This is a genomic window from Aliiroseovarius sp. B-4, from assembly GCF_056857795.1.
Window position 1 is genome coordinate 82,822 of sequence record NZ_JBSXNV010000026.1, and the last position, 18,826, is coordinate 101,647.

Here is an 18,826-nt window from a genome sequence, read left to right on the forward strand (position 1 = left end):
ACACGCCTTCCAAAGCAAGGGGAAAAGATGACGCCTGCCAGCACAGACCCGATGGCCGATCTTCTGGCCCGTGCAAATGAGGTCGCGACCTTGTTGAAGCAATTGGCCAATACGCGTCGGCTTATGATCCTGTGTCGCCTGGCCGCAGGTCGCGCAACCGTGTCCGAACTGTGCACGGTCGCCGACCTCTCGCAATCGGCAATCTCGCAGCATCTTGCAAAGATGCGGTCCGAAGGTTTGGTGAAAGGCGAAAAAGAGGGATTGCAGATCTATTACACGATCTCGGACCCGCGCTGCCTTGACGTGCTGGGACATCTGAAAGCCAGCTTCTGCGATTGATCGGCTGGTTTGCCCACCCACGCCGAACGGTCAAGACCATAGTCAAACTGTAATAGTAATGTCGGCTTTCAGGGATGCAGCGGCGACGCGTTCCGCGTTTCGCAGATCATTGTCCGCCGTGCGGGCGCGCGCCTGATCCAGCGTAAGCCCATGTGCCAGCCACCGATCCACAAGGCGCTGCTCCAGCACCTCTGGCGGCACGTCCAGCCGGACAGATATGTCCCACCAGTCGTTCAGGTCACGCCACCCCGGCGCGTCAAACAGCAGATAATTGCCCTCGATGATGATGGTGTCGCAGGTCTCGGGCACCACGCCCGCCCCTGCAATGGCGATATCACGATCACGATCGAAGATCGGAAAATATACGATGTCTGCGTTGGGAAGGGCGCCGACGAGTCGCCGCAGGCCTTCGACATCAAATGTCTCGGGCGCGCCCTTTCGGGCCAGCAGCCCGCGTGCGGTCAAGACACGATTATCAAGGTGAAAGCCATCCATTGGAACGACCAATGCGTTGCACCCTGCCCCCACCATCAGTTCGGCCAGAACGCTGGACAGGGTCGTCTTGCCAGAGGCAGGCGGCCCGGCAAGGGCAACAAGCCTGCGCCGTCCGGCACGAGGCGCTGCCAGAATGCGATCCAGCAGCGCCTTTGCAATGTCATTTACATCATTCACGCAGCATCCTCGGCCGGTGGTTCCTTCGCGCCCGTCATGAACGCGACGGCGTCGGACATGGTATAATCTTTCGGGTCGATGGTGCAAAGCCGCTTGCCCAGCCGGTGAATGTGAATGCGGTCTGCGACCTCGAACACGTGGGGCATGTTGTGGCTGATCAGGATGATCGGAATACCACGGGCGCGCACGTCCTGGATCAGCTCCAGCACCTTGCGGCTTTCCTTGACGCCCAACGCTGCCGTCGGTTCATCCATGATGATGAACTTGGTGGCGAAGGCGGCAGCGCGTGCGACGGCGACGCCTTGACGCTGGCCTCCCGAAAGGGTCTCGACCGGTTGTTTGATCGACTGGACCGTCATCAGACCAAGCTCGGTCAGCTTGTCGCGGGCAAATTTCTCCATCGCTGGTTGGTCCAGCATCCGCAGATATTTCCCCATCCAGCCTTCCTTGCGAATCTCGCGACCCGTAAACATGTTGTCGGCAATCGACAGCGCGGGGGACAGGGCGAGGTTCTGATACACGATCTCGATCCCCATATCCCGTGCCTCGATGGGTGAGTTGAACCTGACCGGCTTGCCTTCAATCAGGATCTCGCCTTCGTCCGGCATGGTCGCCCCGCAGATCGCCTTGACGATCGACGACTTTCCCGCACCGTTGTCACCGATGACGGCAAGAACCTCGCCCGCGCGCAGTTCAAAATCCGAGTGGTCAATCGCGGTCACGTGGCCATAGCGCTTCACGACACCGCGGGCCTGAACGACAGGAGTTGCGTTTTCCATTATGCCGATACCCTTCTGATCCATTGGTCAATTGCGACCGCAATGATGATAAGCCAGCCGATGGCAAAGACCTGCCACAACACATCCACGCCTGACAGGCGCAAACCCGACCGGAAGACGCCGACGATCAACGCGCCGAACAGCGCCCCCATGATCGACCCGCGCCCACCGAACAGCGAAATGCCCCCGATGACAACGGCGGTGATGGAATCCAGATTGCCTTCGTAAAACGACTGCGGCGAAATTGACCCGACACGCCCAATCGACGCCCAGCCCGCCAGTGCACAGATGAACCCGGCCACGCCATAGACCGACAGCAGCGTGCGGTCGGTGCGGATGCCGGACAGATCGGCCGCTTCCTTGTCATCCCCAATGGCATAGACATGACGACCCCATGCGGTCTTGTTCAGCATGTACCACAGCACGATGAAGACGACGATCATCAAAAGCGCGCTGAGCGTGATCCGCGCACCGCCGATGCTGAAGGATTCGCCAAAGAATTTCAGAAACGGGGCCTCGGCGTCAATGTCCTGTCCGCGAATGGACTGCGCGCCAGACAGCCACAACAGCAGCGCATAAAAGATCGACCAGGTGCCAAGGGTCGTGATGAACGGCGGCAGCTTGATCCGGGTGATGAACCAGCCGTTCAACGCCCCCGCGCCAACGCCACCCATCAGGCCGATCACAATCGCGATCAGAGTGGGCACGCCCGAAAATACAGCAAGGTTGCCCATAACAACTGACATCAGAACCATGATGGCCGCGACCGACAGATCAATGCCCGCCGTGATGATGATCAACGACTGGGCGGCGGCCAGAATGCCGATGATCGACACCTGTTGCAGGATCAGGCTGAGGTTGAAGGCCGAGAAGAACTTGCCCCCGGCGATCAGACCGAAAGCAATCAGGCTCAGCACCAGCACGATCACGGGAACCAGCGTGGGGTTGTTGTGAAGCAGGTGCTGAATCCGTTCCAGCACCGTATGATGTTTGACATTAAACGCGGCGACACTTGCATCGCTCTGGTCCAAAGCGTGTTCAAAGTCCTGGCCTTTTTTGGCCGGTGTTGTCGGATCAGACATGACTCTCTCCCTTACCGGTCAGCGTAGCTGCGGCATCAGATTCCGTCAAAATTGACAAGGCGAATGGGAGAGCGGGGCGTAATGACGCCCCGCCCGGAAGATTGGTTGGGGTTAGCCCCAGCACTTCTCCAGACCTTCAGCAGACGTGATCGACGGAACGCCTTCGACGGGTTCGTCGGTGATCAGTTCGACACCGGTGTTGAAGAAGTCCAGCCCTTCGCTGTTCTGCGGCTTCTCGCCGGTTTCGGCGAAGGTCTTGATCGCTTCGATCCCCTTCGAAGCCATCAGCAGCGGAAACTGCATCGCGGTCGCGCCGATCACGCCATCGGCCACGTCCTGCACGCCGGGGCAACCGCCATCGACGGACACGATCGTAACACCTTCATCCTTGCCGAACGACTTGAGCGCCTCGTAGGCTCCGGCCGCAGCGGGTTCGTTGATCGTATAGACAAGGTTGATGTCCGGGTCGATCTGCAACAGGTTTTCCATCGCGGTGCGACCGCCATCGGGGGAACCATCCGTCACGTCGTTGCCAACAATGCGCGGATCGTCTTCGTCGCCAATGTCGGTCGGGTCCTTGATGTCGATGCCGAAGCCTTGCAGGAACCCGTTGTCACGCTGGTAATCCACCGAAACTTCGGATGCGTTCAGGTCCAGCAGCGCGATTTTCGCGTTGGCAGCATCGTCGCCCATCTTCGCCCTGGCCCACTGGCCGATCAGAACACCGGCCTTGAAATTGTCGGTGGCGAAGGTCGCGTCTGCCGCGTCGGCGGGCTCAAACTGGGTGTCCAACGCGATCACAAGCGCACCGGCTTCACGCGCCTGAGTGATCACCGGAACCAGCGCGCGGCTGTCGGTCGGCGTTATCAGAATACCCTTGGCACCTGAAGCGATGCAGGTCTCAACCGCGGCAACCTGAGTTTCCACATCGCCGTCGTATTTTCCCGCATAGGTCGACAGGCTGATGCCATTCGCTTCAGCCGCTGCCGATGCCCCTTCTTTCATTTTTACGAAGAACGGGTTGGTGTCGGTCTTGGTGATCAGACAGGCATTGGTTTCCGCATAGGCTGCACCAGCCATAAGGGTCATCGCCAAAGTCGAAGTGGTCATTAGGGTTTTCATGTTTTCCTCCCACAAGAAACAGTTTCTGGATTTGGACAAGGCTCCTCCCCCATCCAAGCCTGCATAGGTTGAACAGCAGGTCTGACCCTAAAAAGCCCGATTCCCCTGCTCGTGTCAATTAGTTTGTTAACTTTACTTACTAATAGATTGGGTTTATCTTTTATTCCATACGGGAGGCAACTATGGTCCGCGTCATGAGCGAAGATGGCATCAGAATGCGAAGCGCAGGCGTGAACCAAAGTGGTATCCGCGACCATAACGAACGCCTGATCCTGTCCATTCTGCAACGCCACCGTGCCGTGCCCGCCGCCGAACTGGCACGCAGGACCGGACTGTCCAAACCAACCGTGTCGACCATCCTGCGAAACCTCGAAGACGATGGGCTGGTGCGTCGGGGCGATCCGGTGCGGGGAAAGATCGGCAAACCCTCGATCCCGATGGAACTGGAACCCGACGGCGTATTGTCCATCGGCTTGAAAATCGGGCGCAGAAGCGCCGATCTGTTGTTGCTTGATTTTTCTGGCACGGTGCGCGGACAGTTGCGTTCGACCTATGATTATCCAATGCCCGATGCGGTGTTCGGGTTTCTCAAACAAGGGCTGGAGACACTGCTGGGCCAACTGCCCGTTGCGTTGCGCGACCGGGTGTGCGGGATCGGGATAGGAACGCCATTCGAGCTTTGGAAATGGCACGATCTGGTCGGCATCGCCGCTGAAAGCTTTCGGTCATGGAAAGACATCAGTTTCGCCGCCGAAGTCGCCAAGTTCAGCGATCTGCCCGTCGCGGTTGTGAACGATTCCACAGCCGCTTGTCATGCCGAACGGCTATATGGCCAGAACACCGTCTTTCGCGATTACGCCTATTTCTTCATCGGGTCTTTCATCGGTGGCGGTGTGGTCCTGAACGGCACTGTCTTCGAAGGAAACCAAGGCAATGCCGGGGCGCTTGGCTCGATGCGCAGCACGGGACCGTTGGGCGAGGCGCAACAGCTGATAGATGTTGCCTCGATCCACCTTCTTGAATCACGACTGGTTGAAACCGGGGTCGATCCGTCGATCATCTGGCAACAACCACAGGATTGGAACAACCTGTCCCGCCATGTCGACCCATGGATCGGTCAAACCGCACAGGAACTGGCCAAAGCGTCCCTGTCAATCTGTTCGGTCATTGATTTCGAGGCGGTGCTGATCGACGGTGCGTTCCCGACCGATGTGCGGTTGGAACTGGTCAAACGGACACGGCGGTATCTTGTCAATCAGGACAAACGAGGATTGATCGAGCCGCGGATCGAAGCGGGCAGCATCGGCCACAACGCCCGTGCCATCGGGGCCGCCAGCAGCCCGATCTTTTCACAGTTTCTGCTGAACACCAATGCAGGGTTGTCAGGTATTTGAGGTCACGCTGACAAAACAGGGCGCTGATCGTTTGGTGGGCGTCTGTGATGTGGCAACCCAGAAGCAATCCTGTCTGAGTGTGACGGCTTGTCCGATCTGGATTTGCCGTGCTTACTCAAACGTATTGATGCTACGCTTCGTGGCAGCAGCCCCCTGCCCGACGAGGACATCCATGGACCAGATCGCAAATCTTAACTGGATCGAAGGAATTGGCTGGCTGGCCTCTTTGATCACGATTGCCTCCTATTCGGTCAGCACCATGCTGCCGCTTCGGTTTCTTGCAATCACGTCATCGCTTTGTTTTGCCACGTATGCCTTCATCCTGCACCTGTGGCCGCTTCTGGCGATGGAGCTTATCTTGCTTCCCATAAACCTTTACCGGTTCTGGCAGTTGCTGTCTCTGCGCAGAAAGGTAAGCACGGCATCCGGCGCCAAACAGGCCGATTTTTCAGTCATCAAAACTTATGGAAAGCGGTCGCGGTTTGATGCAGGCTCGGCGGTCTTTGAACGCGGTGATCTGGTGGACCAGCTTTATTACCTGGCAAAAGGTCGGATCAAGATCGAAGACTTCGGCATCGACTTGGCACCCGGCGATGTCTTTGGCGAGATTGCATTCTTCGCCGATGCCGCCACGCGCACCGCGACCGCCCGCTGCACCGAGGATGCCGAGGTTTATGGCATCAATGAAAAGCAGTTCATGCGATTGCAGTTCGAAGACCCGAGTTTTGGGTTGGCGATCATGCGAACGATGACCCGTCGCCTGATGGCTAATGTGAACAGTGCATCGGGCACGTCCTGAAAACCTCGTCTTGCCCGACCGTTCCTGGGCGCGCGCAATCTGGTATCGATATTGCTGTCGGTTTTGCCTATGCAGGAACAATGCGGCCCCCAGATTCTTGAGGGCCACAGGCTTTATTTCGGAAAATTGTCCGTCCGATCAGTGGCCCAAGGTTGCCGCATCCACCCGACGTGGATCGGATGCCCCAAACAAAAGCCCGGAGTCCGCGTCAACCATGATGGACTGGGTGGACCCCATGACTGATTGCTCGCTGACCGAATGGCCGCGTTGTTCCAGTATGCGGATCGTGTCTTTGCTGATGCCGTCCTCGATCCTGATTTCATCAGGCAGCCATTGGTGGTGGATGCGCGGGGCAACCGATGCTTCGGCGATGTTCATGCCGTGGTCGATGACGTTCATGATGATTTGCAACGTGGTGGTGATGATGCGCGAGCCACCGGGGCTTCCCGTCACCAGGAACACATCATCGTCTTTCATGACAATGGTGGGCGACATTGACGACAGCGGACGCTTGCCGGGTTCCACTGCGTTCGCGTCGCCACCAATCAGACCATAGGCATTTGCAACGCCAGATTTGGCTGAAAAGTCATCCATCTCGTTGTTCATCAGAACACCTGTGCCATCGGCCACCATGCCAGTGCCGTATGAGAAGTTGATCGTGTAGGTGTTCGACACCGCGTTGCCCCACTGATCCACGATCGAGAAATGGGTGGTCTCGTTGCTTTCATATGGCGCAAGATCACCCGGTTTGATCGTTTCCGACGGGGTCGCCACGTTCAGGCTGATCTGTTTTCTGATATCCGCCGCATAGTCTTTCGACGTGATCTGATCCAGCGGGACGTCAACGAAATCGCTGTCGCCAAGATACTCGGAACGGTCGGCATAGGCGCGTTTCATCGCCTCGGACATCAGGTGGATCGTGTCGGCCGAGTTGTGACCAAGGAACCCGATGGGATAGTCTTCCAGGATGTTCAGGATCTGCACGATATGCGCACCGCCCGAACTGGGCGGGGGCATCGAAACGATCTTGTACCCACGATACTCGCCGGTCACAGGTTCGCGCAGAACGGGCATATAGGCCGCCATGTCTTCGACGGTGATCCGCCCGCCTGCCGCTTGCACGGATGTGGAAATCTGTTCTGCCACGCTGCCTTTGTAAAACCCGTCAGTGCCTTCATCGGCGATCTTTTGCAGGGTGTTGGCCAGATCGGCCTGAACCAGAAGATCGCCCGGTTCATAGAAGCTGCCATCTTCCTTGTAGAAAATCTTTTCCGAGGACGGCCATTTCCTAAGTCGCTCATCCAGACCTTTCAGGCTGTCGGCCAATCCCGGCGTGACCGCAATGCCGTCGCGGGCCAGCGCAATGGCCGGTTGGACAACCTCTTTCCACGACATGGATCCATATTCATCCAACGCCATCTTCATACCCGCAACGGTGCCCGGCACACCCGAGGCCAGGCCGGTGAAGCGTGACAGGTTGCTGTCGGCATTGCCATCCGCGTCCAGAAACATGTCTCGTTCTGCGCCTGACGGGGCCATTTCACGATAATCAATCGCACGCGTTTCATTGGCTTCGGCGTCATGCACCAACATGAAGCCACCGCCACCAAGATTGCCCGCGCGTGGCAGTGTAACGGCCAGTGCGAACGCAACGGCAATGCCCGCGTCAATCGCGTTGCCGCCCGCTTCAAGAATATCCAGACCAACCTGCGCCGCCACCGCTTCCTGCGCCGCGACCATGCCGTTTTCGGCATAGACCGGATGCACGCGATCGTCGCCCGAGAAAATGGCAGCTTGTTGTGCGTAAGATGTTTGGACAGTGATCAACGATGCGCAGAGCGCACCGATACATAAATGTTTCACGGTATATCCCCCAAAAAATGTTCAAGAAAGCAACGGAAGCGTCTGGCACCACGACCGGCTGGTCAAGCGGGGTGGTGGCGGCACGCGGATTTTCGCGCAACTTACAGTAGATTTATGACCTTGGGTAATTCTACATTCGAGAGATCGCCCCTTGTCCCGGCAATGTTGGTTGACGATGCAGCGAGGCGCTGGGTCGTGAGACGCCGCTGATCAGCGAACTGAAAAGCGGGCTGAGCGCCATAAGCCGTGTTGCCCCGGCGTCTCTAGGCATAACGCGGATGGCAACCCGTGGCACGACCATCAACACAGCGCCGCCAGGACCTTGCCGGAACCGCTATGCCGACACTTCAGGTTGCAAACTCGTCGGTCCGGCACAACGAATTGTCCGCGGCAACTTATGTGACAGGGCTAATCCCCATCTTCGCGCAAAGGCTGCCTTGTTTCGTGTCTGGCCCTTCAAGTCATCCCGGTGTGTTGCCCGATTGTTATTCAGTTGGCCAAAAAAAAGGGCGGATTGCTCCGCCCCAGGTCTTGAGGGAATTCAGGCTGGCTCAGAAGCCATACACCAGCGACACACCCAACGAGTTGTCGGCATTGCTAAAGCCGGGCTGCGGGTCGCTGTTCCAATCCGTGCGGTAAGACACACGTGTCGAAATACGATCGGTGACTTTGAAGTTCACACCCAGATCGTTGTAAATCGTGGTGTCTGCGTCAGAGAAAAGCACATCCGTGTCCATCGACAGAGAGACGGTTTCCGTAATGTCCGTATAGAAACGTGACGACAGGATTCCAGCGACTTCGGTCGAGCCTACGCCCGCTTGGTTTTCGACATAACGCGCGCCGGGGCCGGCTTGGACGCGCCAGCTCATGTTGGGTTCGTTGATCACACGGTAGCCAGGGCCAAAGCCAAGGAACGCGTCGATCTTGTTGGCGTCGAAATTGTCATAACGGACCGAACCCAGACCAAACAGATAGAACTGTTCGTTGAAGTAACGGTTCACGTCATAGGTTGCGTAGATTTCTTCCTTGTTGCGCACGCCATTGTCTTCAGCGAACTCAGCTGCAAAGCCAAAAGTTTGGTTCCAAGGGCCGTTGCCATAGCGGAAACGACCAGCAAGATCCAGGTCGGCAGTGTCAGTGTTGCCTGCCGTCGCCGTAAAGCCAAGCGCGACGCTACCGGTCCAACCTTGTGCGTATTGGTTGCTCAGACGGTCGCGTTTATCTGCGTTGTTCAGATCATCTGTGACATCTTCCTGAATGTCGTCGATACGATCATCAAGGGTGTCAACGCCAACCAAAGCGCCCTGCGCAAATACAGGGGCAGCCACGAGAAGCGCCAGGGCCGATGCAGCCAGCACATTACGTTTTTTCATGGGTCTATCCTTTCCCCAAAAAAGTATGACCCGACCTGAAAGGGCGGGAGCATTCCTGCTGGGAGAGCAGATAGATCGCCACTTGACATAAGAACAATTCAAAATAATCAGGTATAAAACGATATCTACTTATAGATAGGAAGGTCCTCTTTCTTTCCAAGGACTTCGACGCTTTCGCTCTCGCTGATCTGAGCCAGTTCGGCGATAACAGCGTCTTGATCGGCGTCAATCTGTGACCGGATTGCAACAAGTGCGTTTTCAGCGACAGCCCGAATGTCGTCTTCAAGGTCGTCGCGCCAGACCGACCAGACAGGAAACGGAAAGATCGGCGCGTCCGGCACCAGATGCAATTCGCCCCGGTCGAGATAGCGTTTGATATAGCGCGCTGGCAGATAGGCTGCCGCCTTGCGCATCCGGACATAATCCGCCGCCAAGGCACCAAGCGACAGTGTCATTCCGGGGTTGGTCAGTTGCGGCAATTCAAGCGCGTGGGCGTGGACAAATTCGGGGCCCCAGTCCACAAACACATAACGATCCGCTATGTCGTCAAGACCGGCCTCCCACGACGCTGCAAGGACAAGCTCTTCGTCATATATCTTGCGCGCGGTCAGTCCTGGGCGCAGTTGTGGGCTGTACATCAGGCCAATCTGGACGATCCCTTCGACAAGAAACCGCATGATGCGGTCAGGCATGCCAAGTTCCGCACGAATATTGAGGGTCGGCATGGCGTCCTGCATACGGTCAATCCAACGAAACCCCAGTCGCGGCCATAACGAATATTGGGCACCGATGCTAAGCGACTTGCTATAGCCCTCGGGCACCCCAATCTGCTGGCGCGCTTCTTCCCAAATCTTGACAAGTGACAAAGCGTAGCGTTCGAACTCGCGCCCGGCGGGCGTCAGTTCAGCACCCGCTTTGGAGCGCAAGAAAAGCTGCTTTCCCAAACTTTCTTCCAACCGGGCCACGCGCAAACTGACAGCTGATTGTGTCACCAGAAGGCGTTCGCTGGCATTCACGAAAGAACCGCTTGCGGCAACCTCCAGAAAGGTACGAATAAGAGTGATATCCATGCGAGACATCCATAAGAAATACTGCGATCAGCCATGAGTGTAGCCAGTATTCGTCATTCTGTCTGTATCTCTTGATGCCCGAGTCAGATGGCGAACGCCCGCCATTGCTTTCCTTGGGGAATATTCCGAAGAGCGTTTCGAAACCGCAGGGTTTGCGAGCTGTTGGTGCTTGTTCAAATCCGGACATTCCGACCTATTCTCAACCCAGATTTCCCGGCCAGGACACTCCACTGTTCTTCCCTTCAAAAGCAGAGTAGTCTGACCTGAAGCTGATGTTTTAACGGAGATCGACCTGAATGACGCCATTCGCTATTGCCGGCGTGCAAATGTATGTGAACGCATTGCAACCAAACGTGGATGGGATGATCCATCGACTTGACGTTCTCATGGCACGCTTCCCCTGGACCCAGATGGTATTGTTCAGCGAACTGGCCGCATACGGACCACTGAACAAATTTGCCTTGCCGCTTCAAAACGAAGCAATAGACCGGTTTCGAGACGCCGCGATAAAACACAAAATCTGGCTGATACCCGGGTCGATGTTTGAAAAAACCGAAGATGGTAAAATCTATAACACGTCGACGGTCATCAACCCGCAAGGCGAAACAGTTGCGACCTATCGCAAGATGTTCCCCTTCCGCCCATACGAAGCTGGCGTCGAGGCTGGAACCGGGTTTTGCGTGTTCGACGTGCCCGAAGTTGGCCGGTTTGGATTGTCGATCTGCTATGACATCTGGTTCCCGGAAACGACCCGACAGCTTACCAGCCAAGGCGTCGAAGTCTTGCTGCACCCGGTTCTGACCGGCACCACCGACCGCGACGCGGAACTGGCCATTGCGCGTGCCACCGCCGCCCAATTTCAGTGCTATGTGATCGACGTCAATGGTCTGGGCGCTGGCGGCGTTGGCAAGTCCTGCGTGATCGACCCGTCGTCAATGGTTCTGCATCAGTCCGCTGGACAAGAGGACATGTTCCCGATTGAATTGGATCTGGACCAGGTTCGCCGACAACGCGAAACCGGAATGAAAGGACTGGGTCAGGTTTTGAAAAGTTTCCGCGACCGATCTGTCGACTTTTCCATCTATGACCGCGACAGCGGTGCCGACGCCTATCTGAAAACTCTTGGGCCTTTGGAAATTCCGACGCAAGGGTCGCGCGCCGGGCTGCATGTTGACGTTCCCGGCCAAACGACACCTGCCTTGGGCGAAGACACTGCACCGACGCAGGATACACCACCGCAATATCCTGCAAAGATTTACAGCAGCTAAGACAGGCGCCCTGACGACTAACGATTGCGCTTCAGTCTGCTCTGCATCCGATTAAGAAGGGGAGACATTCGATGCAATCAGTGAGCGACTATTACTCCGCGCTTCAACTACGGTCTGACCGCTGGAGCGCCTTGCGCGACGCCACCGCTGCCCTTTCGCGGGATGCCGAGGGTGAAAAATCAAAGCAGTTGATCGGAAAGATTGGACAGCTTTTTGACTCGCTGTCCTTGATCGAAGCCTATTGGGCTTTCCCTGGCATGCAGGCGTTTGACGTCATTCGCCGCCAGTTCGAACATCGGAAATATGACGACGTTGCATTTTCGGTTCAGCGCATAACCCGGGCCCTGACGACGGGCGCATATCGGCGCAGGCAAGTTCCGCTGGAACGCGACAGCGTGGACGCCGACGAACATGAAGACGAGGTCGTCCAATCTTTGGAAGCGCGGGCGTTGACCAAGCCCTATTTCGAGGTTCTGGTCGTCGATGACCTGAATGAACATCAGGAACGCTGGCTAAAAAACAACTTTTCGCGAATGCGGCGCGATGAAGACCCGTTTCACTATGAAATCGTGGTGGTTCCCAGCCTGCAAGATGCGTTGATCGGGGTGCTGTTCAACCACAACATTCAGGCCATCGTCGTGCGCCCCGGTTTGAAGATGGATTCACAGGTCGAACTGGCCATTCTGACACGCTATCTGAACCGCGCTGGCGGGATCGAGGATATCGAGGCGCTAGAGCCTGAAAGCTACGGACCGGAACTGTGCCGGTTGGTTGCAAAGGTCCGCCCTGAACTTGATGCCTATCTGGTCACGGATCGTTCGGTCGAAGATATCGCCGGGCTGGATCTGGGAATTTGTCGCCGGGTTTTCTATAATCAGGAAGATTTTCTTGAGCTTCATTTGAACATCCTGCGCGGCGTTCAGGCGCGGTATAAAACACCGTTTTTCACCGCACTGGTCGAATATTCAAAGCAACCCACCGGTGTGTTCCATGCGCTGCCCATCAGCCGCGGGAAATCCATTTCACGCAGCCATTGGATTCAGGATATGGGCGCGTTTTACGGCCCCAACATCTTCATGGCCGAGACATCGGCCACATCGGGCGGTCTGGACAGTTTGCTGGAACCCCACGGCCCGATCAAAGAGGCGCAGGAACTGGCAAGTCGTGCGTTTGGCTCTAAGCAGACATTCTTTGCCACCAATGGCACGTCAACCTGCAATAAAATCGTTGTGCAGGCTCTGGTTCGGCCGGGCGACATTGTTCTGGTCGATCGTGATTGCCACAAATCGCACCATTACGGCATGGTTCTGGCCGGGGCGCAGGTTGTCTATCTCGATAGCTATCCATTGAATGAATATTCGATGTATGGCGCGGTGCCATTGCGTGAGATCAAGCATCAACTGCTCAAACTCAAGGCCGAGGGCAAGCTGGAACGCGTGCGGATGCTGTTGCTGACGAACTGCACGTTCGATGGCATCGTTTACAACGTCGAGCGGGTGATGGAAGAATGTCTGGCGATCAAACCCGACCTTGTTTTCCTGTGGGATGAGGCCTGGTTCGCCTTTGCCCGGTTTGGGCCGACCTATCGTCAGCGCACCGCCATGAATGCCGCAAACAACCTGCGTGACCGACTGCGCACCAAGGATCACGAACGGGCTTATCTTGAACAGCAAAAGCAGCTTGAGAAAGCCGATGATGAAACCATCCTGAACACGCACCTCATCCCGCCGCCGGATGCCAGAATTCGTGTCTATGCAACCCATTCAACCCACAAGACCCTGACCTCGTTACGGCAAGGGTCGATGATCCATGTCAACGATCAGGACTTCAAAGGCGAGGTCGAGGCCAGCTTCCGCGAAGCCTATATGACCCATACGTCAACGTCGCCAAATTACCAGATCATCGCCTCTTTGGATGTCGGCAGACGGCAGGTGGAGCTTGAAGGCTTTGAATTTGTTCAGCGACAGGTTGAGGCCGCGATGTCGATGCGCCGGGCGATTTCGACCCATCCAAAATTGCAGAAATACTTCAAGGTTTTGACGGCGGGAGACATGATCCCCGAACAACACCGCGAAAGTGGCGTTCAAAGCTATTATGATTCCGAACAAGGTTGGACCGACATCTGGGATTGTTGGGAAAAGGACGAGTTCGTGCTTGATGCCACCCGCGTCACCCTTGCCGTGGGAGGCACCGGTTGGGACGGGGACACGTTCAAGACAAAAATCCTGATGGATAAATACGGAATTCAGATCAACAAGACCTCGCGCAACACGGTTTTGTTCATGACCAATATCGGCACAACCCGATCATCCGTCGCCTATCTGATCGAAGTTCTGGTCGAAATTGCCTCAGACCTTGATGACCTGCTTGATGATGCCTCGATCATGGAACGGCGCGGATTTGAAAAGCGGGTCAACAATCTGATGCATGATTTGCCGCCCCTGCCTGATTTCAGCCGGTTCCACGACAGTTTCCGCACGGACCAGACAACATCCGAAGGCGATATCCGTTCGGCGTTTTTTCTGAGCTATGATGAAAAGAACTGTGATTATCTGGAGCTTGATGGATCGTTGATATCCGCCGAGGAAGGCGGCGAGGATGTGGTGTCGGCCTCGTTCATCATTCCCTACCCCCCAGGCTTTCCGATCCTGGTGCCGGGGCAGGTCGTCAGCGCCGAAATCCTGGCCTTCATGCGCGCGCTGGATGTGAGCGAGATCCACGGATACCGCGAAGACCTGGGGCTGCGGGTGTTTACCCAGGATGCTCTGAAGCAGCAGATGAAGACAAATACGGCCCGACTGAAACTGAATGCCGCGCGAAATAAATAATACAAGAACAGGGAGAACGATAATGCCAACAGCTGTCTTGAAGAACATATCCGAGATCAGACGCCATTTTCACCGCAATGAGGATCCGATCTATTTTATTTCAGCGACCAATTTCAACCTGTTGGGCCTGGACGAATGGTGCAAGAACTTCAAATACATATGCTATATCGACTGCTACGATGGCAAGCATCCCAACGTGTTCTGTCCGTCCGAACAACCTCATGCGGAATTCCAATCAATCGAAGATATCAACAACTACCTTCTTCAGCACAAGGAAGTGATCGACCTTGTGAAACGGCGTGGCGGCAAGCCAAAGTTTGTGTTTCTGATGTTCGATGAAGAAACCGAGCGTTTGGCCAAAGAACTGGGTGCCGAAGTGTGGTTTCCCAAGGCCAAGCTGCGCACCAAGATGGACAACAAGATCGAAACCGTGCGCATCGGCAACAAAGCCGGGGTTCCGTCGGTGCCCAACGTCCTGGCCGAAGTCAAAGACTATGACGATCTGCGCAAGACCTGCGAGAAAGCAGGCATTGGTCACGATCTGGTCTTGCAGTCGGCCTTTGGGGACAGCGGGCACACGACGTTCTTCATCAAATCCGAGGCTGATTTCCGCCGCCACGAGCATGAAATCGTAGGCGAAGGCGAGATCAAGATCATGAAACGGATCGACTGCCGCGGCTCTGCGATTGAAGCCTGTGCCACCAAGCAAGGCACGATTGTCGGCCCGCTGATGACCGAGCTTGTCGGCTTCAAGGAACTGACCCCCTATCGTGGCGGCTGGTGTGGCAACGAAATCCTGTCCACCGCGTTCCCCCCCAAAGTGCGCCAGAAAGCCCGTGAACTGACCTTCAAATTCGGTGAGCAGTTGCGAAAAGAAGGCTATCGCGGCTATTTCGAGCTGGATTTCTTGATCGACAAAAAAACCGGTGACATCTGGTTGGGAGAGTTGAACCCGCGCATTACCGGCGCGTCTTCCATGACCAACCACGCCGCTTTTGCGCATGCCGACGCCCCATTGTTTCTGTTCCATCTGCTTGAGTTTTCGAAAAAGAAATTCGAGCTGGATGTGAACGAGTTGAACAATCGCTGGGCCGACCCTGCGATGATCGACAGTTGGTCACAGATGGTTATCAAACACACGGAAGATAACGTCGATATTGCGACCGAAGTGCCCGAAACCGGCATCTACAGGATGCGCGAAGACGGCAGCATCAATTTTGACCGTTTCGACTATCACCGTCGTGCCGTGGAAAGCGAGAACGAGGCGTTTTTCCTGCGCATTCTACAACCGGGTGACTATCGATACGAGGGGGCCGACATCGGCATTCTTGTGACCCGTGGCCGTTCGATGACACCGGGGTTCAAGTTGAACGAACGCGGCAAGCGCTGGATTCACGGCATCAAGCAAGGCGTGTCAGGCCGCCCCCTCCCGGTGGTGGAGGCGGGACCCGCGCTTGCCGATCCAGCCTTCAAAATACTGTAGGTCCCTGCACCCATGCGACTGAATTGGCGCGCCATTTCCGAAGCTGAACCCGGTCCTAAATGGGCCGGGTTGTTTGAAGAATACTGGCCCGCCTATCATCGTTGGTGGATGAGCGAAGGCGCAGAAGCCCGACCCGGATATTGGGACAGCCTGCAAGCCCTGAAAAAGCATATGCCCGAGATGCTGCCGCTTTATGAAGAGCTTTGTGAACTGGCGGGCGGTTCTGACCACGCCGCGCGATTTCTGAGCTTTTATTGCCCGCCTGCCTATTTGTCCGGCTGTTCGCAGGCAATCTGGCCGGGGGCAGAGCCGGTTCTGGTGCGCAACTATGATTATAGCCCGCACGCCTTTGACAGCCTGATCCTGCACACCAGATGGAAAGGCAGAACCGTAATGGGCACCAGTGACGGTTTGTGGGGACTCGTGGATGGTGTGAACGACGCGGGTCTTGCGATCTCGCTTACCTTTGGCGGGCGTCGGGTGGTGGGTGACGGCTTTGGCGTGCCATTGATCCTGCGCTATGTTTTGCAAACCTGCGAAACTGCGGCAGAGGCCGGTAAAGTGCTGGCGCGTGTGCCCACGCATATGAGCTATAATGTCACCGTGGTGGATGCAAAACGCCGCTATCTGACGGCTTTGATGGCACCGGATCGGGCGACGCTCATTACCCATGCGGCTGTTGCAACAAATCATCAGGAAAAGGTCGAATGGGCAAGCCACGCGCGGCTTACCGCGACAGTCGAGCGCGAACGTTTCTTACTTCAGCGCCTCACCCTGCACACCGAACCCGAAGAAAAATTCATCGGTGCCTTTTTGAAACCACCGTTGTACTCGTCCGCTTTCGATCATGGTTTCGGCACGCTTTACACCGCGGTCTATCGACCGAGAAAACTGGAAATGGAAGTTTACTGGCCGAAAGCACGTTGGCGGCTGGACCTTCGGAAATTCCAGGAAGGTGAACAACAGATTTTCACGCCAACACTTGCGGTCTAAGACTCCGCCGATTTCGTCAAGCCAATACATCATCCACTGTGTGGTGGGACGTAAGGTTGGACCTTCGGGATCCAGCGCGGCACCGAGGCTTTGTAATCCAGGTATTCCTTGCCAAATCGCCGCGCCAGGCCAGGTTCTTCCACGAAGGCAAAATAGATGGTGTTGAGTATAAAGAACCCCACGGCCCACCCCAACAGCGCCAAACTGCCTAACGCAACTGCTTCCGCAATGATGATCAAAATGACCGACGTGAGCATTGGGTTGCGCATATGACGGTAAGGTCCGCTGACGACAAACTTTTTCGGCGGATCCCAGGGCGCGGGCGTTCCTTCGCCCTCGTGCAAGAACTGCGTCATCGTCTTGATGGCAAGCGCAAATGCCGGTGCGGCCAAGATCGCGGCCATCACCCATGCCAGCGCGCCACTCTGCAACCGGTTGAAGGGCCAGCCATCGCCAAGCCATTGGATGAATAACGGAACATAGATCAAGGCCGTCCCCGGCAGGATCAAAACCGCTTTGGTCATTCGCCAGAACATACCGATATCCTATCACAACTGTCCTGCCACGGCAGTCCGGTTCTGGACATATCCGCTTGGCTTACCCGCGCGGCACGCCGTTTTGCAATATTGTCATCACGTCAGGTGCAGTCAGTTGGACAGGGTTGGCCTTCATCGAACTGGATTTCAGTGCATCGTGTATCAGGGCGTCCGCTTGTGTCTGGTCGGCCAATAGATCAACCAAGTCCGGGATACCCTGCAAGTCAAACACGTCTGAAAGTTCGGTGAAACTCCGATCACCCCAACCATCAAACACCGCCACGATTTTGCGCTTCAGAAAGTCGTATCTTTCCAAACTGCCCCCTTCGGCTTTCGTGCGTTGAAAATTCACATCCAGCGACGGGCCAAGAAGGTTCGCGCAAATCATTCCGTGCGCAAGGTTGGTTTTTCCACCAATCACACCGGCAAGCCCGTGGACCGCACCAAGACCAGCGTTTGCAAGCGCGATGCCGCTGATCATGCTGACATAGGCCAACGCGTCGCGTGCATCTGGGTCCTCGCACCTCATCAACGTCGCCACGGCTTGCAACCCCATCGGGATAGCAGGTCGACACAGCGCATCGGTCAACGGGTTCGCCCGGCAGGACAGAAATGGCTCGATCACCTGTGTGACCGCATCCAGACCCGACGACACAGTGACCTGTCTCGGCGCGTTGTCGGTCAGGGCGGGATCGACGATGGCCATTGTCGGATACATGCGATCATCGCGCAGGCTGACCTTCAGGGCGGCATCGGGCACGCTGATCACGGCATTTCTGGTCATTTCGGCACCCGTCCCTGCCGTCGTGGGCACAGCGACAAGCGGCAGCGGTTGTGCGCCAAGTGGCAGGCCTGCCCCGACCACTTCCAGATGGTCCATCAGATCGCTGTCCGATGGGATCAGCGCCGCTGCCGCCTTGCCCAGATCAATCGCCGAGCCGCCACCAATGGCCAGCACCGCCTGAACCTGATGTGCACGCCCTGCGTTCACCGCCAGTTCCACTTGCGACACCGTTGGCTCGCCCTTAGCGAAAACCGTTTCAAGCGTTGCACCTTTTTGGACAAGGTCATGGGCGATGTCGTCAACCCGATCGACCGAGCGCCCGCGCACCAAAAGAATGCGTTCTCCAAAACTCAGCACGTGGTCGCAGACAGTGTCCGCCTGTCCACGGCCAAACAGGGTTTTTCCCGGTGTTCTGAAACCAAAGGGCGTCATGTCATGCCG

General features: G+C 56.3%; 16 protein-coding genes. 7 read left to right on the forward strand and 9 right to left on the reverse strand.

Annotation, left to right across the window (positions count from 1 at the left end; all coding sequences use genetic code 11):
• Positions 1-27: 27 nt before the first annotated feature.
• The gene (locus tag AC13C8_RS02120; protein WP_091433482.1) at positions 28-339 is read left to right on the forward strand and encodes an ArsR/SmtB family transcription factor; all 312 of its coding nucleotides are present in this window, start codon (positions 28-30) and stop codon (positions 337-339) included.
• Between the two features lie 42 nt (positions 340-381).
• Here the strand turns inward: AC13C8_RS02120 and AC13C8_RS02125 are convergent, their stop codons facing one another.
• The 4 genes from AC13C8_RS02125 to AC13C8_RS02140 form a co-directional block, all read right to left on the reverse strand.
• Entirely contained in the window at positions 382-1,011 is a 630-nt protein-coding gene (locus tag AC13C8_RS02125; protein WP_482846270.1) for a nucleoside/nucleotide kinase family protein, read from the reverse strand.
• Positions 1,008-1,814 carry an ATP-binding cassette domain-containing protein gene (locus AC13C8_RS02130; RefSeq protein WP_091433489.1) on the reverse strand — a complete coding sequence of 269 codons (807 nt, stop codon included), beginning with the start codon at positions 1,812-1,814 and terminating at the stop codon, positions 1,008-1,010. The genes AC13C8_RS02125 and AC13C8_RS02130 overlap by 4 nt, the downstream gene beginning before the upstream one ends.
• Complete coding sequence (locus AC13C8_RS02135) at positions 1,790-2,872, reverse strand: ABC transporter permease (RefSeq protein ID WP_091433492.1); 1,083 nt, start codon at positions 2,870-2,872, stop codon at positions 1,790-1,792. Before AC13C8_RS02135 ends, AC13C8_RS02130 begins: the two co-directional genes overlap by 25 nt.
• 111 nt (positions 2,873-2,983) lie before the next feature.
• Positions 2,984-3,994 carry a substrate-binding domain-containing protein gene (locus AC13C8_RS02140; RefSeq protein WP_482846271.1) on the reverse strand — a complete coding sequence of 337 codons (1,011 nt, stop codon included), beginning with the start codon at positions 3,992-3,994 and terminating at the stop codon, positions 2,984-2,986.
• A 182-nt stretch (positions 3,995-4,176) separates the two neighbouring features.
• Between AC13C8_RS02140 and AC13C8_RS02145 the strand changes: the two genes are divergently transcribed.
• Positions 4,177-5,388 (forward strand): ROK family transcriptional regulator, encoded by a 1,212-nt coding sequence (locus AC13C8_RS02145; RefSeq protein ID WP_482846272.1) that lies wholly within the window; start codon positions 4,177-4,179, stop codon positions 5,386-5,388.
• Positions 5,389-5,560: 172 nt separating this feature from the next.
• Positions 5,561-6,187 (forward strand): Crp/Fnr family transcriptional regulator, encoded by a 627-nt coding sequence (locus AC13C8_RS02150; RefSeq protein WP_482846273.1) that lies wholly within the window; start codon positions 5,561-5,563, stop codon positions 6,185-6,187.
• A gap of 138 nt (positions 6,188-6,325) precedes the next feature.
• Here AC13C8_RS02150 and ggt read toward each other — a convergent pair whose 3' ends face one another.
• The 3 genes from ggt to AC13C8_RS02165 all read right to left on the reverse strand — a co-directional run bounded on the left by ggt (position 6,326) and on the right by AC13C8_RS02165 (position 10,493).
• Positions 6,326-8,050, reverse strand: a complete 1,725-nt coding sequence (ggt, locus tag AC13C8_RS02155) for a gamma-glutamyltransferase (protein ID WP_482846274.1) — start codon at positions 8,048-8,050, stop codon at positions 6,326-6,328.
• Positions 8,051-8,601: 551 nt separating this feature from the next.
• Positions 8,602-9,423, reverse strand: a complete 822-nt coding sequence (locus AC13C8_RS02160) for a DUF481 domain-containing protein (RefSeq protein ID WP_091433505.1) — start codon at positions 9,421-9,423, stop codon at positions 8,602-8,604.
• Positions 9,424-9,548: 125 nt separating this feature from the next.
• Positions 9,549-10,493, reverse strand: a complete 945-nt coding sequence (locus tag AC13C8_RS02165; RefSeq protein ID WP_482846276.1) for a LysR family transcriptional regulator — start codon at positions 10,491-10,493, stop codon at positions 9,549-9,551.
• A 296-nt stretch (positions 10,494-10,789) separates the two neighbouring features.
• On the opposite strand from AC13C8_RS02165, the gene AC13C8_RS02170 reads away from it, so the two are divergent.
• From AC13C8_RS02170 to AC13C8_RS02185, 4 genes are all read left to right on the forward strand, one after another.
• Positions 10,790-11,761, forward strand: coding sequence for a carbon-nitrogen hydrolase family protein (locus tag AC13C8_RS02170; RefSeq protein WP_091433511.1), 972 nt, complete (start codon positions 10,790-10,792; stop codon positions 11,759-11,761).
• A gap of 71 nt (positions 11,762-11,832) precedes the next feature.
• The gene (locus tag AC13C8_RS02175; protein WP_482846277.1) at positions 11,833-14,589 is read left to right on the forward strand and encodes an aminotransferase class I/II-fold pyridoxal phosphate-dependent enzyme; all 2,757 of its coding nucleotides are present in this window, start codon (positions 11,833-11,835) and stop codon (positions 14,587-14,589) included.
• A gap of 22 nt (positions 14,590-14,611) precedes the next feature.
• Positions 14,612-16,072 carry a biotin carboxylase gene (locus AC13C8_RS02180; RefSeq protein WP_482846278.1) on the forward strand — a complete coding sequence of 487 codons (1,461 nt, stop codon included), beginning with the start codon at positions 14,612-14,614 and terminating at the stop codon, positions 16,070-16,072.
• Between the two features lie 12 nt (positions 16,073-16,084).
• Positions 16,085-17,065, forward strand: a complete 981-nt coding sequence (locus tag AC13C8_RS02185) for a C45 family autoproteolytic acyltransferase/hydrolase (protein ID WP_482846279.1) — start codon at positions 16,085-16,087, stop codon at positions 17,063-17,065.
• A gap of 29 nt (positions 17,066-17,094) precedes the next feature.
• On the opposite strand, the gene AC13C8_RS02190 is transcribed toward AC13C8_RS02185, so the two are convergent.
• Complete coding sequence (locus tag AC13C8_RS02190) at positions 17,095-17,601, reverse strand: methyltransferase family protein (RefSeq protein WP_482846281.1); 507 nt, start codon at positions 17,599-17,601, stop codon at positions 17,095-17,097.
• Between the two features lie 61 nt (positions 17,602-17,662).
• Complete coding sequence (locus tag AC13C8_RS02195) at positions 17,663-18,817, reverse strand: iron-containing alcohol dehydrogenase (protein ID WP_482846282.1); 1,155 nt, start codon at positions 18,815-18,817, stop codon at positions 17,663-17,665.
• Between the last annotated feature and the right edge of the window lie 9 nt (positions 18,818-18,826).